This is a genomic window from Mycolicibacterium llatzerense (assembly GCF_000878195.1).
GTDB classification, from domain to species: domain Bacteria; phylum Actinomycetota; class Actinomycetes; order Mycobacteriales; family Mycobacteriaceae; genus Mycobacterium; species Mycobacterium llatzerense.
This window is the reverse complement of sequence record NZ_JXST01000015.1, coordinates 93,578-113,501: the sequence shown is the minus strand read 5'-3', so window position 1 is coordinate 113,501 and position 19,924 is coordinate 93,578. Positions and strand designations below refer to the sequence as shown.

8 protein-coding genes are annotated in these 19,924 nt (G+C 65.4%); 1 reads left to right on the top strand and 7 read right to left on the bottom strand.

What is annotated here, in order from left to right; genetic code table 11:
• Nucleotides 1-107 precede the first annotated feature (107 nt).
• The 6 genes from TL10_RS12575 to TL10_RS12555 form a co-directional block, all read right to left on the bottom strand.
• Nucleotides 108-1,496 carry a tyrosine-protein kinase domain-containing protein gene (locus tag TL10_RS12575; RefSeq protein ID WP_043985909.1) on the bottom strand — a complete coding sequence of 463 codons (1,389 nt, stop codon included), beginning with the start codon at nucleotides 1,494-1,496 and terminating at the stop codon, nucleotides 108-110.
• Between the two features lie 146 nt (nucleotides 1,497-1,642).
• The gene (locus tag TL10_RS12570) at nucleotides 1,643-3,340 is read right to left on the bottom strand and encodes a DUF4012 domain-containing protein (protein ID WP_234711441.1); all 1,698 of its coding nucleotides are present in this window, start codon (nucleotides 3,338-3,340) and stop codon (nucleotides 1,643-1,645) included.
• Nucleotides 3,341-3,565: 225 nt separating this feature from the next.
• On the bottom strand, nucleotides 3,566-3,991 hold the full coding sequence (locus tag TL10_RS12565) for a hypothetical protein (RefSeq protein ID WP_231575474.1): 426 nt from the start codon (nucleotides 3,989-3,991) through the stop codon (nucleotides 3,566-3,568).
• Nucleotides 3,992-4,587: 596 nt separating this feature from the next.
• A complete protein-coding gene (locus tag TL10_RS30630; protein ID WP_110789060.1) occupies nucleotides 4,588-5,946 on the bottom strand; it encodes a right-handed parallel beta-helix repeat-containing protein in 1,359 nt (452 codons plus the stop codon).
• 134 nt (nucleotides 5,947-6,080) lie between these two features.
• On the bottom strand, nucleotides 6,081-7,487 hold the full coding sequence (locus tag TL10_RS12560) for a family 1 glycosylhydrolase (protein ID WP_043985908.1): 1,407 nt from the start codon (nucleotides 7,485-7,487) through the stop codon (nucleotides 6,081-6,083).
• A 114-nt stretch (nucleotides 7,488-7,601) separates the two neighbouring features.
• On the bottom strand, nucleotides 7,602-8,342 hold the full coding sequence (locus TL10_RS12555) for a hypothetical protein (RefSeq protein WP_131630729.1): 741 nt from the start codon (nucleotides 8,340-8,342) through the stop codon (nucleotides 7,602-7,604).
• Between the two features lie 139 nt (nucleotides 8,343-8,481).
• Here TL10_RS12555 and TL10_RS31250 point away from each other — a divergent pair, with 139 nt between their 5' ends.
• Entirely contained in the window at nucleotides 8,482-8,637 is a 156-nt protein-coding gene (locus TL10_RS31250) for a hypothetical protein (RefSeq protein ID WP_156127369.1), read from the top strand.
• Between the two features lie 222 nt (nucleotides 8,638-8,859).
• On the opposite strand, the gene TL10_RS12550 is transcribed toward TL10_RS31250, so the two are convergent.
• Complete coding sequence (locus tag TL10_RS12550; protein WP_043985907.1) at nucleotides 8,860-19,878, bottom strand: type I polyketide synthase; 11,019 nt, start codon at nucleotides 19,876-19,878, stop codon at nucleotides 8,860-8,862.
• Nucleotides 19,879-19,924: the final 46 nt, after the last annotated feature.

Here is a 19,924-nt window from a genome sequence, read left to right as displayed (position 1 = left end):
AGGGCGCTGAGTAGACACCAACTTCTGCCAATCCTCAATCGTGTTGGAGCCCAAGGGAAATCGCCGTGTGTGGCTCTGAAACTGGGTAGATTCATTGCTGGAATCAGCTAGGTTTTTTGGGAATGGCGGCTATTGCTACCACGTTTGTCGCCATAGTAATAGTAGGCGCCTCCATAAGCTGAACGAGAGCGCGGCGGCGTCATCACGAAGACCGAGCCGAGCAAAGGTGCGCCTACGTTCTGAAGAGCGTCTGTAGCGTTCTTGAGCTGATCGCGCTTGGTCTGTCCGTAGCGTCCGAGTAGTAGGGCGCCGTCGGCATTTGCCGCCAACAGAGCAGCGTCCGTGACCGCAAGTAATGGGCAAGAGTCCACGATCACATAGTCGAATTTCCCGCGAAGCTCCTCGAGTAGATTCTTAGCGGCGTGCGACGCCAACAATTCGCTCGGGTTCGGTGGCGTTGCGCCGGCTGCCAGCACAGTGAGGCCGGAGAATTGCGTCTCCTGCAGAGCATCAGAAAGCGAGACGGCGCCACTGAGGACAGTGCTTAATCCCACTGCGCCATCCACATTCAGATGTTTGTGCGCGATCGACCGGCGCATATCGCCATCAACGAGCAGCACATTGTATTCCACTTCGACCAAGGCCAAGGCTATGTTCACTGCGGTTGTCGATTTACCTTCATTCGGAATCGAGCTCGTGACAACGATTACCCGCGGCGGGTTGTCGACGGAAAGGAAGCTGAGATTGGTGCGCAACTTCCTGAACGATTCGGCAATCTGCGAATTCTCCGTACCGAATGATATGGCGGGGGTTCCTCGTCGCGCCTTGTCCATTGGTATGTCGCCAACTACGGCCACGCCGGTGATGCTCTCGAGATCCTCGTGCTTCTTGACGGTGTTGTCGATCACTTCCCGCCCGAGGGCGCACGCGACGCCGAGCAGGACGCCCGCGAACAGACCCAGCGCCAGATTCCGCATCAGGTTCGGAACGGCGGGGGAGCTCGCAATCGCGGCGGGCTGCTCGACTACTACCCGGGTGTCGGGAAGGCTCCCATCACCTGGGGTTTCGAGCTCTCGAACCATCTTGACGAACTGGTCCGAAAGCGTATTCGCGATATCGCGTGCACGCACCGGGGACGGGTCGAGGACGTCCACGTCGATCAGAACTGTGCCCATTTTCGACCGCGCGCTGACCTCCTGACGCAACGCCCGCGCGGACATGTCGAGGTGGAGTGCATCGATCGTGCGCTGTGCGAGCGCCTCGCCGGTGAGCAGAATGGTATACGAACGCACCCGCTCCTGAGAGAGCAGATTTCCTTGGTACGTGTCCATTAGTGAACTGCCCGCATACGTCGAAACAAACAACCGTGTTGACGATTTGTAGAGTGGGGTTGTTGTGACAGTAATCGCAATTGATGCCAGCAGTGCTAAAACAATCACTGCGCTGATGGTCATCCATCGCAGCCGCAGTATTCTGAGAAACCTCTGGAGATTCAACGCCGCTCCCTCCTTCGAATCATCGAGCGGGTCGATCCAGACGTCTGTTGAGAGAGGTTGATGTCAGCCCGGGGTGGTGTTGTTCAACGCATGGATCTTGCTACCTAATGTATGTCAACGCTCGCGACAATTATGTGGAACGGCAATCATTTCTCGGCACATTCGGGGACCTTTACCACGGGAGCGCTCTGGTCGATGAGGGGTTGCTGGGGAGCCTCTGCCGGGCCTGGAGCCGTCGGCTCGGACAGGCGAAAAGTCAGCACGCCCGATTGCCTAGGGGGGATGGCCACTTGGATCTCGAAGGTTGGATGACCGCGGTCCGACCCGGTAAACACGGGTATCTGCTGTCCGTTGGAAAACGCAGCTACCAACTTTGCGCCCTTAGTGGCGACGAGTCGAACTGATGTCAGCATTGTTCCGCTTGGGATGGAGAGCGGGACGTTGCGGTTAACGCCCAGGGAGCCAGCCACATACTCTGGTAGCGGCTTGTCCGGTACGACGCTCCTCAACTTCACGGTTACTGTCGAGGTTCGAGTATCTCCGCCGCAGCCTTCGGCGTCGTAGGTAACGTCTTGCCTTAGGTAGTAGTCAAGCTTATTGCCGGCGAGGTTGTTGGTAACAACGGCCGCGTAGGGCGAGGTGTCGTCGGGAATGGCGTGAGCGAGTGGAGTCTGCTCTAGCAGCTTCTCCTCGGTGGGCGCTGCGCTCCACATCGCGATTCGGCGCTCGCTCACTGCCTTCCCGAGTGCGTCGAGGAGTCGCCGTGGCGACTCGATGGCGCCGGTCATCTTCTTGACGACGGCCGTCGCGATGTCCTGCAGGAATCTCTTGCGGGCACTCTGATCCGTCGGGAATCGTTGATAGGCAGTAGATTCGGTGAGTTCGACGACGTTCTCAGTTGTGATGACCTCGCCGTCGGGTAGTGCCAGCGGTCCGGTGGCGCCGAGTACGTAACTCAACGCGACGGGGTCCAGTGCTATGACTCCGTCGACATCTGTGCCCGTTTGTTGCGCCCACATGGAGCGCCAGATCTGTGCCGCGTATGGAAAATGCGAACTGAGATTGCTGTTGCGGTAGTCGGTGCTCGGATTGGTGAAGCCGTACTCCTCGCTGAACTGAGGTCCGAGGTCCAGTGGCTTGAAAGGTCCTGTCAATTCGGTGTTGGGGCCCAAAGCATTAACTGTCGGCACACCGTCGTCATAGCGAAGGATCCCAAACCCGCCGAGTATGCCTCCAGTTCCCCTCGCTTCGGCGTTGGTCTGAAAACCCATGAAGTAGGTACGCGGTCCGTCGATGCCCATCAGCGCCGGCGCTAGCTTGGCGGTGAGGGCGGCTTTATCGAGGAGGCTCGTGATCTTGGTGGTTTGTGCCTGAAGTTCCTGACGCGCGTTCTGAAGAGTGGACAGGTATGCCGGTTCAGATATCGCGGCAGCATCCGCTTCAAGGCGCCGGGCGTCGGCGGCGACCTTGGCTATCGCTGGCTCTTTGTCGCGAAGCGTTTGGACGTCGACGTGCGACCCCCTGATCAGGTGGGTCGGGGAGAGCGCTGTGCCCAATTCGGATGCCGGCTTCATTACATCGGACGCGAGTTCCAGAACTACTTGCGAGATTTGCTGAGCAGTCTTGAATGGACTGCCGAGCCACGGTACGTGTGATGCGACATTCCATGGCAGCGACCGCGTTGCGCTGCTCGCCTGCTTGGCATCTACTTCTGTTGCCGAGGCGAAGCGCACCGCCGCGTCGAGGTCGCCCGCCGATAGTGCTTCCTTCGCGTGCTGCGCGTTAGCGCGAGCCTGCGCGAGGCTGGATTTTGCCGCCGATCCTTCGAATCCCAACCAGCACAGAAATCCGATTGCGGCGAGAAGGACGGCTAACCCCAGTAATCGGGCGCGGCGTTTGCGGCCCCCAGGGGATGAATGGCTAGGGGCGTCTGGCGCTGCGTCGCCACCCGTGGGTGTGTTTTCCGTCGCGCGTCGCGAATGCCTGCTCACTCAGGAACGTTCCGTATTTGAACCACAGTCTGTGCTGTGTTCGCAGATCTATCTACGTCTTGCCCGATGGGCCGCGACCTAGCAGCCTCGAGTCAACGAAACGGTGATGGTGCCGTATGGACCTATCTTTGCGCCTGCGCCGAAGAAGCACACCGAGAGATTAATGTTCTGCGTCAGCCGCTTCCACGGGTCCTGGAGGAAACCGGGGATGATCGACAGCGGGGTGAACGTACCCACCAGGATGGGCGCGCCGGGGCTTGGGTTTGAGCCAGGTCCGACCCACCACCACGGATCGTTCTGCCACCAGGTGTTGAGCGGTGCGAACGACAACGGGCTTTGGGCGACGTTATCGAGGACGTGCGTGAGCGGCGCGAGCGGAGCGGGCGCAGCGATATCCGCCTGTGCGACCGGCGTCAGTATGGCTGCGCCGGCGACCACGCAAGAGGCTACGCCGAGCTGAATTTTGACCGTTGCGTCCGACATGCGCGCTGCGAGAACAGACATGGTCCAAGCCTTCCGCCGAAGGGAGCTTGCTTAGCAGCTTCCCAGAAATTGTGCCTGGCGTCAATAGTGAACGACGCAGGTGACGGATGCTTCCGGGCGATGTGGCGCCACCTCTGCGCACGCCCTGCCTTCGCGGCGATCGGTGCGGGTGTTCCTGGCGTGGATGTTCTGCCGCGTGCGACTAGGCGCGGGCATGGGCGAGGACGGAGTTGCACGCAATTCGGTCCGTTCGCAACCGGTGCTGCTCGATCTGTGGACAAGAGCCGACTTTCGCCGATGGCTTGCAGGGCGTGAACGGCTGGAAATCGTCTGTCAAAACGCAATTTTCAGGTGCGACGCGTGCACTGAGGTCGAGTACTGCTGCTGTCGCATTCGGCAGGATGCTCAACGCGCCGATCAGCAAGAACAATCACCGTTGTGTGAACTCGGAGGGGAGTGCGGTCTTCTCTTCGGTGCGGAATGGGGTCGGTGAAGCTGAGTTTTCCGAATTAGTTACTTGAACGGTGGATTCCGCTTCACGTTGACGCGGCGGGCGCATGTCTTCCCCGCAGGGTTGCCAAGTTTGTGTATGCGCTGCTACTTGCGGACAACTGTTTCTACGGTAAGACGGTCATCGTCGATCCGACTTCGCGACCAGTTATTGCTTGCCATGCAGCGAACCGCTCGACAGTCTCCGGACGCTTGCCTTCAATCAGGCGACCGGCTCTCATGGTGATTCTATTGTTTCGAGTGACATATCCGGCTGGCGGTTCTAGGCCGTGATAGCTGAACGCCGCGTAGGCGTCGTCGAATACGTTGTTTTGAATCGTGATGTCTACAGGCGTCTCAAGTAGATATGTGAGTAGGTGAACTCGGACGCTTTGGTCTGGCCGAACGTCGGAAAATGCCCCGTAGCCTGCGCGTTCGCACCGGTTTCCTTCGACGAGGACTTGGGTGAATCCTGGCGAGTCCGGATTGCTGCTTTGGGACCAGAATTCAACAGTCTGACCGCAGTCATGTATGTGGTTGTTACGCAGAACAAGGTCATGCCAGAAGACCGGAGCATCTGTGGCGTCGTTGCCCTGCGCGGTCCAGGCGACGTCATAAACGTGTGCGATCTCGTTGTTTTCGATCGTCCAGTGTGAAACGTTGATCCAACTCTCGATGCCATTACCGAAGCGCGTTTCCCTGTCGACGGTATCTAGTATCGAACCGCCGACGTAGTCAATCTGGCATTCGTGGATATGTATATTGCTAGCCAATCCGCGAATTCCATGCCCACCAGAGCCTGTGACATGTATGTCATGGATATTGTTTCTGCCTTCGTTGCAGTAAATCGCTGCTCCGGTCCCATCTCCATGCGGCGCAGCTTTGATTTCTCTGGCCAATGTCGTGGGATTCGCGGATGCCTTTACGTACAGCAGGTGATTTGGACGGTCGCAGAAGAAGTCCCAAGGAAGCCGCAGCTCCGAGAGATCGAACTTGAGTGCCGGCTTCACGACCTGGTCTACCCAAAGGAAGCCGATATTGGTGTCATTTGTTGCGTTGTAACCGTCGTGGGTGGCCGGAGAACTCAGGTCAATCGTCCATATCCCGGGGGAGTCCTCGCTCCAGGCGGAGGCCTTGTTGAGCAGTTTGTACATGGTGAGCGTGGGCTTGGCGCCTGTGCCGTATGCACCTACTTCGCATCCTGCCGGCACGGTGAATTCACCGTAGAAGGTGTCACCTCGTCGAAACAGGATCAGTGATCGGTCAGCTGGGAGCGAGTCGTTGGCTTTCTGAATGGTCGCCCAGGCGGACTGTTGACTAAGTCCGTCGTTGCTGTCATCGCCGGCGTTCGATACATAGTACGTCGCTATCGGAACGGCGGACCCTCTTGCTTGGCCCGGGTTGCTGGCGAGAAGGCCAGCGGCAGCGGCTGCGGTCGTCTGCGCGGTGATCCGAACAAATGCGCGGCGCGAGAGGGGCATTCCCATTGTTCGTGTTCGGTCCGTTCATTCGATGTGAGCGGCAGTGACGACTCAGTCCAATTGCCAAGGCTACCGGAGCGCGGGTTGCGGGTTCGGCACGAAAAGCGTCGCCGGCCTGACAGCATGAACGCGAACGTGAGTCATTTGAGCTTGGCCAGCGGTCCGTTCGTATCCAGCGGCGCGCAGCTGTCCTGGCCGACAGTCGTCGAGCAGTGTGCTGCCGGGAGCACGGGGCGGTATCCCGGCGGGGTCCCGCCGTCGCGGGTGATCTGGGTGTAGGTCTGGACGGCGTCGGTCGGCACCCGTCGCAGGGCTGGATCGCCCATGGCGTCAACCGAATACAGGCCGAAGCGAGGCCGGTAGCTGCCCCACTCGTAGTTGTCGACCAGGGACCAGTAGTTGTAGCCGATGATCGGGATACCGTCGGCCTTGGCTCGTTGCAGCCAGAAGACGGTGTCGCTGAGGTACTGCGATCGGGTCACGCCGTCGGTCCGCGGTTTGGCGTTGTCGGTCACCATGCCGTTTTCGACGATGTAGATGGGCAAGCCGGGGTACCGCTGGGCGTAGCGGCGTGCCACGTAGTAGATGTCCTCGGCCTGCAGCTTGATGTGCCATCCGGACGCCATTCCCGGCGCGGCGGCCGGATTGTCCTTCGCCGTTCCTGTGTAGTAATCGAACCCGACGTAGTCGAGGGTGTCCTTGACCCGGTCGACGAACGAATCCCGAACTACCCAGTCCAAGCCCATTCTGTGCAAACCCATTGGGTCAGCTTGAAGGAACTGCGCCACTACCTCGGGCGAGATGTAGGCCTCGTTGGTCGTGACCTTGGCCTTCGGGTCGGCATCGTGGGCCGCCCGATAGACCGCACGGTGCGCGTCAGCGACTCGGTCGAAGAAGGTGCCGAACTGATCGGGCTTGATGGCACCGGTGCGCACTTCCATCGCGCCGAAGGCCAGTGGCTCGTTGACGCTCACCCACAGCACGCCCTGTCCCGCGTAGCGTTTGGTGATCGCCTTGGCGAAGTCGTCGAACATGGGGACATTGTTGAGGAAGCCGCCGCGGTCGGCGATCCAGCCGGGGTACACCCAGTGCATGAGCGTGATCATCGGCGTCATGCCGTTGGCGAGCAGTGTCGCGACCACGTCGTCGTAGTAGGCGAGCTCCTTCTCGTCCCACACGCCCGGCTCGGGCATCACCCGCGCCCATTCGATGCCGAACCGGAAGGTGTTGACGCCCATGGCATGCGCGTTGGCGATGTCCTCGCGGTACCGGTGCCGGAAGTCGCCCGCCTGCTTGTATGGGTCGACCGGAAGATCCCCGGGGGCGGCCCCCGGTGATACGGGCTTGCCGGCTGTCCGGTCGACGTATCGGCGCCAGTTGCTGTCGGGGGCGTCGCCTTCCACCTGGTATCCCGCCGTCGCAGTACCCCAGTAGAAGCTGCGGTCCCAGGCCGAATCCTCTGTGTCCGGTTCTTGGCGCGCGAGACAACCGGCACTGCTCATCGCCGCGATGATGACGGCTGCCAGCAACGTCCTGTACCACTTCATGCCAAACCTGTATTCCACTGGTTGGTTAGGTGAGCAGCTTCGCCCGCAGAGGTCGCCTAGGTGGGCGAAAAGCTCTGTCCGGCCTTTGTTTCCTTGGACATTTGTCCTCCCGATTCAATCCAGTGCCTGAGCAATCAGGGAGGCGAGGCGGTGTCCGCTGGCGGTGTAGGCCGCTTGAGTGAAATGTGTGCCGTCCACTGTCAACGACGGCGGCACCATTCCCGCCGCGGCAGCTTCGGTATCACCAGCAGTTGGCGCAACATCTGCAGCGGCCGGCCCATCTGACATGAGCCAGGCCCGCAAATCAACGAACTGCGGTCCGTATGTCTTCGCCAGGGCATCGTTGGTGCTGGGGATGGTCCCGATGATCAAGTAGTGCGACGGGTCGGGCAGAGAAGAAGTCATCGACGCGATGTCGCGGATGATGGCCGCCGGCTGGGATTGATTGTTCGCACCGGCCCAGATGATTGCGAAACACCCTCGGTAGTCAATGCCCTCGTCACCGGTAAACGGGGATCCTGGCGAGACTGGGACGGCACCATCGAGGGGGGCATCCGGAGTAAATGAGAAATCGTCGACACCTGCTGCCAGCATGTGCTGCAACGTTCCGGATACACCAGCTAGCGTGCCATGCATTTTCAATGCCCCGGCTTTGGTGTATTGGCTCCAACCGTCGGTAGGACTGATTGCCTCCACGTGAATCGGCGCGGTAGACCTTGCAGGAATCCCGCTGCCGATCAACGTTATTCGCGGCCTCAGGCCGCCTTGCCGTACTGCGATCTCAGCTGACCCGAGCGAGGGGAGGCCGAAATTCTTGGTCGGCAGACCCAAATCGTGGCCGATCGTCTGGACCATGGTGGGGTTTGCCTGTTGCCACACACCGTCGATCTGAGTCAGGCCGTAGGTCAGTGAATCGCCCCAGGCGACAACTTGGTTTGGAGGGCACGCGGAACGGGCCGGTTCTGGCTTTCCGACCGCGACGCAACAGGCGACCGTGAGTACGAAGCACATGGCACTGGCGAATGCCGCGAGACGCCGCATCGACCTCACTTGTTCGGCCCAGCGGGATCTGGTCGAAGCCGAGGGCTCCACCATCTTCCCTGCGCAGGCGGGCCCGGTGCAGAGTTTCGCGAAATCCCCTGACGTGTAGCCGTGGCTGACTCCCTTGGCGTGGCCGACGAGCGATTAGGAGCTGCATCGTGGGAGCGATTATATCTACGAACGTCAATAACCGCGGGGTCGATTTGTGAACCAAGCGGTGCAGCCGGGCCCGACGTGGCAGCCGGTTGCGGACGACCTGCGGCGAGAGACATACCAGAAGTGAGAGGTGTGCACCGCGAGATCGTGTGCACACCCCTACACATTCGTGACGTCAGTCCGTTGCCTCGGGCTCACTCGTGGTCGCGGCTGCAGGTGTCTCGTTCGACTCTTCAGCCCGCGCCTCCGGTACATCCGACGGCGGCAGCTGTGACGCCAGGTGCCCGGCGAGTTCGCCGAGGGTCGGGTAGTCGAAGATCGCCGTCGGGCTGATGTCGAACTTGCCGCCGAACTGCCCGAACAACCGGTTACGGAGCTCGACCGCCATCAGCGAGTCGGTGCCCAGATCCAGGAACCGGCTCGTCGCGGCGGGCGGCTGCGCCAGGCGCAGGAAGCCCTGCACCTCTTTCTGCAGGAACTCGGTGATGAACCCGGCGCGCTGGGCGTCGGGAATCTCCTGCAGCTGACGGAGCAGCTCGCTGTCACCGGTGGCTGCCGCGTCGCTGGTCGGCAACACCTGATCGAGCAGCGGCGGTCGGATGCCACCGAGCATCTTCGCGGCCCGCTGCCAGTTGGCCTTGAGGACCGTCGCCTGCGCGGCACCATGCCGGATGACCTCGCCGAGCGCGGCCAGGGCCGCCGAGGGCTCGAGCGGCATCATGCCCTGCGCACTCAGGTTGGCGGTGGCTGCCTGCGAGCTGGCCATGCCGCCGCGGCCCCACGGGCCGAAGTTGACGGCCGTCGCCGGCAGACCCAGCGCCCGGCGATGCGCGACGAGTCCGTCGAGCAGTGCATTGGCGGTGGCGTAGTTGGCCTGCGCCGGTGAACCCAGCACCGCTGACGCCGACGAGTAGACGATGAAGAAGTCGAGATCGTCGTCCTGCGTCAACTTGTGCAGGTGCAAGGCGCCGAAGGCCTTGGGGCCCAGAGTCTTCCGGAAGCGCTCCAGGTCCTGCTGGGGGAGCAGGGCATCGTCGAGCACACCCGCCAGATGGGCCACGCCGGCCAGCGGCGGCAATTCCGTGCGAATCCGGTCGAGCAACGCCGTAACCGAGGACTCGTCGCCGACGTCGCCGGAGAAGACGTGCACCCGGCAGTGGAAGCGCTCCATCATCGCGTCGATGGCGCGCTGCGCGTCGGCGTCCGGCTCCCGCCGGCTGGTCAGCACGATGTCGCCGGCACCCAACTGCGCCAGGTAGGCGGCGGTGTGCAGACCGAGCGCGCCGAGGCCACCGGTCACCAGGTAGCTCCGATCACCGTGCGGCTGCAGCGGTTTCGGCATCTGCACCACGATCTTGCCGATGTGCCGGGCCTGCTGCATCCGGCGGAACGCGGTCTTGGCCTCCGTCAGCGGGTAGACCTCGGCCTGCACCGGCGTCCACTCGCCCTTGGTCAAGCCATCCGACACCTCTTCCATGAGGCGCTGGATGTGTGCGGGGTCGGTCATCATCGTGACGTCGAGCGCGACGATCTCGTAGTTGATGTCCGGGCGAACTTCCGCCATGCGCTCGGGGGTCCAGATGTCGCGCTTGGCGATCTCGGCGAACCGGCCACCCCGGGCGGTCGCCCGCACCGTGGCCTCGACGAAGCCCTCGTTGGTCAGGCTGTTGAGCACCACGTCCACGCCCTCGCCGTCGGTGTCGGCGAGAATCTGGTCCGCGAAATCGGTTGTGCGCGAGTCGTAGACGTACTCGACACCCATCTTGCGCAGCGTCGCGCGCTTGTAGGTGCTGGCGGTGGCGAAGACGATCGCGCCCTTCTGGCGCGCCATCTGCACTGCCGCCAACCCGACACCACCACTGGCGGCGTGGATCAGCACGCGGTCGCCCGGCTTGAGTTGCGCCCAGTCGAACGCGAGCCGGACCGTCAGCGCCGCCGCGGGCAGCGTCGCCGCGTCGACCGGGGTGACGCCCTCTGGCACCACCGCGAGCAACTGCTCCGGCACGTTCAGGCGGCTCGAGAAGGCGCCCTGCATGGAACCGAAGACGCGCTGGCCGACCTCGAATCTCGTCACCTCCGAACCCAATTCGGTGATGACACCGCACAGGTCACCGCCGATGGGCCCGGGATCACCCGGGTAGAGGCCCAGCACGTTGAGGACGTCACGGAAGTTGAGGCCGGCAGCCTCGATCCGGACCTGCACCTCGTGCGGCGCGGGCGGCGTCACGTCCTTCTCGGTCAGCCGCAGGTTGTCGATCGCACCACGCTCGGTGGGAGCCAGCACGTAATCGTCGGAGCGCGGCATCGGCAGGTGGCCGCTGCGCGCCCAGTGCATCAGCCGCGGCACGAGGAACTTGCCCTGCCGCAGTGCGAATTCCGACTCCGTCACCGGAGTGCCCAGAATGCCGGTCAGCCAGTTGGTGGCGTTGTCGTCGGCATCGTCGAGGTCGACGAGCCGCAGGCGCAGGGTCGGCTGCTCGTTGATGACGGTGCGGCCCAGGCCCCACAGCGCGGCCTGCACCGGGTCGACGGGCTCGCCGGGCTCGGTCGCCACCGCGCGTTCGGTGACGATCCAGAGTCCGCCGGTGAGGTTCAGCTTTTCCTCGGCGAGGGCGGTTTGCATGGCCCCGAGCACGGTGCCGACCTCGGACTCCAGCCGCGCCGCGATGTCGGCGTCCTGTTGTCCCGAAGCGCGCCAGACGATTCCGGTGACCGGGGAGCCGCTTTCGGCGGCTGCCGCGATCGCCTGCTGCCAGGCGGCGGCATCCACTGTCTGATCGAGCGTGACCGCGCCGGGCAGACCGGCCGCCAACTCGTTGAAGCCGGCGATCAGCCAGGTACCGGTGGTCTTGGTCTCTGCCTCGTCCGCAGCGCTCGGTGCTGCGCCCTCCTGCCAGCCCAGCGTGTACAGCAGGCGGGTGGTGTCGCCACCGAGCCCGCGCAGCAGTGCCTCACGCGGCGCCCGCTTCACGGTGAACTCGGTGATGCCGCCGAGCCGCTTGCCGTCGCGATCGAGGAAGTCGATGTCGAAGACCTGCGTCTCGTTGGTCAGCTCGCTGGTGTGCCAGCGCGCCCGCGCATAGAACCGCCGGGGCATCTTGTCGCGCAGCTCGACCTGGCCGTACCGCAGCGGCAGGAATAGGTCGTGCATGCCATGTTCGGCGGCCAGCAGCGCCGGGAAGGCCGGGAAGGCCACACCGGTGCAGAGGTCGAGCAGCACGGGATGGATGGGCTCGGTGCTGAGGTGCTCGGCGAGTTCGTCGCCGACCGACACGTCTCCGATGGCCATGCCGTCGCGCACCCACAACGACTTGAGCGACGTGGACCACGTTGGGCCCCAGGCCAATTCCATGTCGTTGAACGTCTCGAACAGCTGCTGCGGACGCAGCCGCTCCATGCGCTCGACGACATCCTCCATCGAACCGGCGACATCGTCCGAGGCGTCCGCTTCACTGGCACCGGCCAGCAGGGTGCCGTCGGCGTTCAACGACCACTCGGCTTCGCGAACCCCGTTCGGTCGGCTGTGTACCTGGAACTTCCAGCCTTCGCCGCCCTCCAGGGAGCGGATGGTCAGCTGCGTCTCGCGAGCCGCCTTGTCCGGCAGGATGATCGGCTCGTAGAAGAAGACTTCCTTCACCCGCGCCGGTGCTCCGACCGAGGCCAGGGCCATCGCCGCATATGTCGCGCCAGGCACCACGACGGTGCCGTAGATGACGTGGTGCGACAGCCAGGGCTGTGTCTTGACCGACAGCACGTTGCTGTAGATCGTGTCGCCGGTGGCCAGATCCTTTGCGCTGCCCAGGATTCCGGATGTGGCGGCAGAGCCGCCGGAGCTCATACCCGCCACATTCGCGGTCTTGGGCCAGAAGCGGCGCCGCTGGAACGGGTAGGTCGGCAGTTCGACCCGCTGACCGCGATTCTTGGCCGCGAAATCAGGCCGGTGTCCGGTGATGTACGTGGTGGCCAGCGCTTCGGTGATCTGCCGCTGTGCGTTGGCGCCCTTGCGTAGGGACACGATGGCCCGCGGGGTCTCCGAAGACTCGGGCCAGCACTGCAGGGCGGCCGCGGTCAGGATCGGCTGCGGGCCGATCTCCATCAGCACCGAGCAGCCCAGCGCCGCGACGGTCTTGACGCTTTCGGTGAACTGCACCGGCTGACGCGAATGCCGACGCCAGTACGGCGCGTTCATCGGCGTCTCGGCGGTGAGCACCGCGCCGGTGCGGTTGCAGATCAGCGGCAGGGTCGGCACCGCGAACTGGAACTGCGTTGCGAAGGACTCGAATTCGTCGAGGACCGGGTCCAGCAGCTCCGAGTGGAAGGCGTGGCTGGTCTCGAGCCAGGTGCAGCGCGTGGCGTCCTCGCTGCAGGCGGCGACGATCTGCTCCAGATCCTCACCCGGACCCGACAGCACGGTGTTGCGGCCGTTGTAGGCGCCGATGGACACCCGCGGGAACGCCTCGGCGGCGTGCTCCACGTACTCGGGATCGGCGAACACCGCCACCATGCGGCCGCCGGCCGGCAGGCTGGCGAACAGCCGGCCGCGCTCGGCGATCAATCGCACGCCGTCCTCCAGGCTGAACACCCCGGCCACACAGGCCGCCGCGTACTGGCCGACGCTGTGGCCCAGCACCGCATCGGGTTCGATGCCCCACGACTGCCACAGCCGGGCCAGGCCCATCTCGACGGCGAAGATCGCGGGCTGCGCAAATGCGGTGTTGCGCAGCGTGTCTGCCGCTTCCCGATCGTTGCCGAACATGACCTCCAGCAGGGGGCGCGGCAGGATCGGGTCCACTGCTTCTGCGCACCGGCGCACCACGTCGGCGAAAACCGGTTCGGTGTCGAACAATTCGCGGGCCATGCCCGGATACTGGCTGCCCTGACCGGGGAAGAACCACGCGGTGGTCGGCGGGTCGGCGCACTCGCCCTTGAGCACACCCGGCCGTAGCTTGTTCGCCACCAGGTCTTCCAACAGGTTCTTGGCGTCGTGGACGGTGTTCGCGACGACCGCGGCGCGGTGCTCGAAGTGCGAACGCCCCGAGCCTGCGGTGAAGCAGACGTCGGCGATCGAGGCGTCGGGGTGCTCGTCGAGCCACTCGCGGTACCGCTGCGCCAGCGCCGTCAGGCCCTGCGCCGAGCGGGCTGACAGCGGCAGCACGCTGATGGGTTCGGCGGCAGGGGCGTTGGTCGCGTCGTCCGCAGTGATCTCGTCGGTGTCCTCATCGGCGGTCACCACCGGGGCCTCTTCCAACAGCACGTGCGCGTTGGTGCCGGTGAAACCGAAAGAGCTGACGCCGGCGCGGCGCGGGCGGCCGTCGGTGTGCCACGGCATCGGCTTGTCCACCACCTGCACGGGCAGCGAGTCCCACGGAATGTGCGGCGACGGCTTGTTGAAATGCAGGGTCTGCGGGAGCATTTCGTGCTCCAGCGACAGCACGACCTTGACCAGACCGGCGACGCCGGCGGCCGACTCCAGGTGACCGATGTTGGTCTTCGCCGTGCCCATCAGCAGCGGCCGGTTCGGGTCGCGGCCCGCACCGTACGCGGCCGCCGCGGCCTGGACCTCGATCGGGTCACCGAGCGGGGTGCCGGTGCCGTGCGCTTCCAGGTAGTCGACGTCGCCACCGGTCAAGCCGGCCCGGCTCAGGGCCGTGTTGATGAGCCGTTGCTGTGCACCACCATTGGGCACCGTCAAGCCACTGGACGCACCATCCTGGTTGACCGCGCTGCTGCGGATGATCGCGGCGATGCGGTCCCCGTCGCGCTGCGCATCGCTGAGCCGCTTGAGGACCAGGACGCCGCAGCCCTCACCGCGGACGTAGCCGTCGGCAGCGGCGTCGAACGTCTTGCAGCGACCGTCGGGCGCCAGCATGCGGGCGCGTGACGCGGCGACGATGGACGCCGGGCTCAGCAGCACGTTGACGCCACCGGCCAGAGCCATGTCGCAGTCGCCCGAATGTAGGGCCTGCGTGGCCTGGTGCACGGCCACCAGCGACGAGCTGCAGGCGGTGTCGACCGCCATGGCCGGCCCTTCCAGGCCCAGCGTGAACGACACGCGGCCCGCGATGGCGTTGAGCGCGTTACCGGTGATGAAGTGCGGTTCGAGGTTCTCCACCGAGCCGCCCGACAACAGGTGCGAGTACTCGTTGGCGCCGACGCCGACGAACACGCCGGTGCGGCTGCCGCGCAGCGATGACGGGGCGTACCCGGCTCTTTCCAAGCCCTCCCAGGCGATTTCGAGCATCAGCCGCTGCTGCGGGTCGATCCACACGGCCTCGCGCGGCGAGATGCCGAAGAACTCGGGATCGAACGTGTCGACGCTTTCCAGGTAGCCGCCGGAGCGGGTATAGATCTTGCCCGGCGTCATGGCGTCGGGGTCGTAGAACTCGTCGACGTCGAAGCGGTCCTCGGGAATCTCGCTGATCGCGTCGACGCCCTGGGACAGCACCCGCCAGAACGCATCAGGGTCGGGCGAGCCGGGGAAGCGGCACGCCACGGAGATGATGGCGATGGGTTCGTCGGCCGCGGCGAGCGACTTGACCGCGGTGACGGCCTTCGGACCGGCCTTCTCGTTGAGGTTCAGGATGTCGCTGAGCAGGTAGTCCGCGACGTCGGTGAGCCGCGGGTGGTCCATGGCGAGAGTCGCCGGAAGTTCCTTGCCGACACCCTGTTCCAGCCGGCGACGCAGTTCGACAGCCATCAGCGAGTCCATGCCGAGGTCGAAGAAACCGGTCTCCTCGCGAATCTCGGCGGCCTCGATGCGCGTCACCTCGGCGACGGCGTCGCGCAGGTACTCCAGCACCAGCTTCTTGCGCTGCTGCACCGGTGCGGCGATGAGCTGCTCGACAAGGCGCGTGTTCCCGGACGCACCCACAGCGCCGGAAGCTCCCGCGGTCTCGGGCACCTCACGGGCCACCTCGGCCAGCAGGGCCCGCGAGCCGGCCTGTGAGTAGATCGGCAGGAACTTGGCCCAGTCCATCCGCGCCACAACGGCTTCCGCGGGGGAGCCGCCGGCCACCAGGATGTCGGCCATGCCGGTCAGGGCGTCGGTAGGGGACAGAGTGCGGACGCCGCGACGCTCCAGCTGGGCGCGGGCGTCCGGGTCGGCCATACCGGCGGACCACGGACCGAAGTTGACGCTCATGCCGGGCACACCCTGCTCGCGCAGGCGCCAGGTCAAGCCGTCGAGGAACGCGTTGGCCGCGCTGTAGGCGGTCTGGCCGTAGCTGCCCCACACCGCCGAGATCGATGAGGTGGACAGGAAGAAGTCCAGCTTCAGATCGGCGACCGCCTCGCTGAGATACCAAGCACCCCAGACCTTTCCGGAGAACACGCGCTCCAGCTCGGCGCCCTCCAGGGTGGCCAGCGGAGTGGTGCTGTTCTCACCGGCCGCGTGCACGACACCGGCCAGCGGCGGCAGCTCGGCGCGCAGGGTGGACATCAGCCGGGCGACGTCGTGCGGATTCGCGACATCGGCGGTGATGACCCGGGCCTCGCAGCCGTGCTGCTCGCGCAGCGCGTAAATGCGCTGCTGCGCGGCCTCACTCGGCGCGCGCCGGCTGGTCAGGACCAGCTGCCTTGCACCGTGCGCGGCTAGGTATTCCGCGATCTCCAGCCCGAGCGACCCGAGGCCGCCGGTCACCAGATAGGTTGCATCAGCACGCAATTCGAGCTGTGTCGGGTTCGGCTGCCCGGTCCGGCGGACGAGGCGCGGCACGTGCACGCCCTCGGCGCGCAGCGCGATCTGGTCCTCACCGCGCTGGGCCGCGACCACCTGGGCGATCAATCGTGCCCACTCGTCGGCGCTGCCTTCGGTGAGATCGGCGAGGCCGCCCCACACTTGCGGGTACTCCAGCGCGGCCGAGCGGCCGAAGCCCCACAGGCTCGTCTGCTCCGGTGCGACGGTGTCGGTGTCGGTAACCCGTTGGGCGCCGCGCGTGATCACCCAGATCGGTGCCCGCAGTTCGGCGGTGGCCGCCGCGCGGAAGAGGCGCTGCGTGCCGCTGAGGATGCGGTGCTGCATGCGCAGGACCGCTTGCATCGAGGCGGCATCGGTGTCGAGGGCCGCGACGTGCAGGATGCGCAGCGTCGGCTCGTCTTCGACGGCCGCGCGCAGGTCGGCTGCCAGCTGCTGCTCGTCGGCGTCGGAACCCGGCAGTCCGAGGATGCGGTGCCGGTGGCCGAGCCGGGTCAGGGCCTCGGCCAGCGGCTCGAGCACCTCAGCGTCGTCACCGATCAGGACCCACGCCGAGCCTTCGCCGATCTCCGAAGAGGACCCAGCCGCGGCTTTCTCCCAGCGGATTTCGTACCGGGCATCCGCTACAGACTGCGCGGTGCGCTGCCGGTTGTGTTGCGCGGCAAACCTGTTCAGGACATCAATGGTGGACTGGTTGCCGGCAATGTCCCCGGCCACGCCGCCCAGCAGGGTGGCGAGCTCGTCGATGCGGCCGTCTTGGAGCAGCTGGACGGCTTCAGTGGTGGCGCCACCGGTCTGGTGCAAGTTCCACGTCGGCGTGATCCGCTCGTCGGTGAACCAGTAGGCCTTGCGCTGGAACGGGTACGTCGGCAGGTCGAACTTGTGGGTCGAGCCCGGCCGCACCGCGGCGAAGTCGGGCAGGTGACCGACGGTGTAGGTGGTGGCCAGCGCCTCGGTGATCTGCCGGTGGTCAGCGCCCTTGCGGCGCAACGACGCAATGGCCCGTGGCGCGGTCGCCGGGTCGGGCCAGGCGCGCAGGGCCGCGGCAGTCAGCACCGGCTGCGGGCCGACTTCGAGCAGCACCGCGCAGCCGAGCTTGGCGAGCGTCTCCACGCCCTTGGCGAACTCGACGGGCTGACGTGCGTGCCGGCGCCAGTACTGACCGTCGAGCTTCGCGGTGCGGCCCAGGGTGTCGCCGGTCCGGTTGCACACCAGCATCCGCTGCGGTGCGTTGAACGTGAATTGGTTTGCGTACGACTCGAATTCGTCGAGCGCCGGATCGAGCAGCGCCGAGTGGAAGGCGTGGCTGGTCTCCAGCCAGTCGCAGCGGACACCGTCTCCGGACAGCCCGGCGACAGCACGTTCCAGGTCGGCGCCGGGACCGGAGAGCACGGTGTTGGCGCCGTTGTACGCGGCGACCGACAGGCTCGGGTACTCATCGGTGAGGCGCTCGACGCGCTCGGGCGCGGCGAAGATCGCCGCCATCCGGCCGCCCGCGGGCAGGTTGCCGAAGAGCCGGCCGCGTTCGGCGAGCAGGCGCATACCGTCTTCCAGGCTGAACACGCCGGCGACACAGGCCGCGGTGTACTGCCCGACGCTGTGGCCGAGGACCACGTCGGGCTCGAAGCCCCACGACTGCCAGAGCCGGGCCAGGCCCATCTCGACCGCGAAGATCGCCGGCTGGGCGTAGCTGGTCTGCCGCAGCGCCTCCTCGGCGCCGGGGCCGTCGTCGAAAATGACATCCAGCAACGGCTTTTCGAGGACGTCAGCGACCGCGGCAGCGCACTGCTCCATGGTCGCGGCGAAGACCGGCTCGGTCTCGAACAGCTCCTTGGCCATGCCGGCGAACTGGCTGCCCTGTCCCGGGAACAGCCAGGCGGTCTTCGGCTTGTCCGCGGAAGTTCCGCGCACCAGGCCCGGCGCCGGACGGTCGTCGGCCAGCGCGCCGAGCAATTCACGTGCGGACTCAAGGGAATTCACCACGAGCGCGGCGCGGTGCTCGAAGTGGGCGCGGCCCGCACCCGCGGTGATGCAGACGTCCGAGAGGGTGGCCTCGGGGTGGGCGGCCAACCAGCCGCGGTAGTCCTCGGCGGACTGCAGCAGGGCGGCCGGGGTCCGCGCAGACAGGGGCAGCACCATGAAGCGCCGGTCGTCGGGCTCCTCGACCGGGCTGTCCGAGGGAATCGAGGAAGGCGCTTCCTCAAGCAGGACATGGGCATTCGTGCCGGAGAAGCCGAACGAGCTGATGCCCGCGACGCGCGGCCGGTCACCGCGTGCCCAGGTGGTGGCCTCGTCGACGACCTTCACGGGGATGCGGTCCCACGGGATGTGCGGCGACGGGTTCGTGAAGTGCAGGTGCTTCGGCAGTTCCTGGTGCTCGAGCGACAGGATCACCTTGATGATGCCGGCGACGCCGGCGGCGGCCTCCAGGTGTCCGATGTTCGTCTTCACCGAGCCGATCAGCAGCGGATCGGTCGCGTCGCGTCCGGTGCCGTAGGCCGCGGCCGCGGCCTGGACCTCGATGGGGTCGCCCAGCGAGGTGCCGGTGCCGTGTGCCTCCAGGTAGCCGACGTCGCCGGGTGTCAGGCCCGCGCGTTCCAGTGCTTCGGCGATAACCCGTTGCTGTGCAACGCCGTTGGGCACGGTCAGGCCGCCGGAGGCGCCGTCCTGGTTGATGGCGCTACCGCGGATGACGGCCCGGATCCGGTCGCCGTCACGGATGGCGTCCTCGAGCCGCTTCACCACGATGACGCCGCAGCCCTCACCGCGGACGTAGCCGTCGGCGGAGGCGTCGAAGGTCTTGCACTTGCCGTCGGGGGCCAGCATGCGCGACTGCGAGAAGGTGATCATGGTGGCCGGGCTGAGGATGACGTTCGCGCCACCGGCCAGCGCCAGGTCGCACTCGCCGAGCTGCAGGGCCTGGCAGGCCTGATGGACGGCCACCAGCGACGAGCTGCATGCGGTGTCGACGGTGACGGCCGGACCCTGCAGGCCAAGGCGGTAACTGATGCGGCCGGCGGCCGCGGCGCCCGAGGTGCCGATGGCCATGTAGGCCTCGATCTCCGGGTAGGTCAGATCGCCCGAGGCCATGCCCAGGTAGTCGTGGGTGGCCAGGCCGATGAACACACCGGTCTGTGTGTTGGCCAGGGCAGACGGGGCGGTGCCCGAGTGCTCGACCGCGCGCCACGCCATCTCGAGCAGCAGGCGCTGCTGCGGGTCCATCATCTTGGCTTCGCGGGTTGACACCCCGAAGAACGGTGCGTCGAAGCCGACGGCGTCGTCGAGGAAGCCGGCGCGGCGGGTGATGATCTTGCCGCGGGCGTCCGGGTCGGCATCGAAGAACTCGTCGACGTCCCACCGGTCCTGGGGCACCTCGGATACGGCGTCCCGGCCCTCGCTCAGCATCTCCCAGAAGGATTCGGCGTCGGTGGCTCCGGGGAAGCGCGCGGCGTAGCCGACGATCGCAAAGCTGGACGTTTCCGGAGCTTCGATCCTTGCCATGAAAAAGTTGTCCTCCCGCGTTTGCCGGTGACGTCCGGTCCCATGC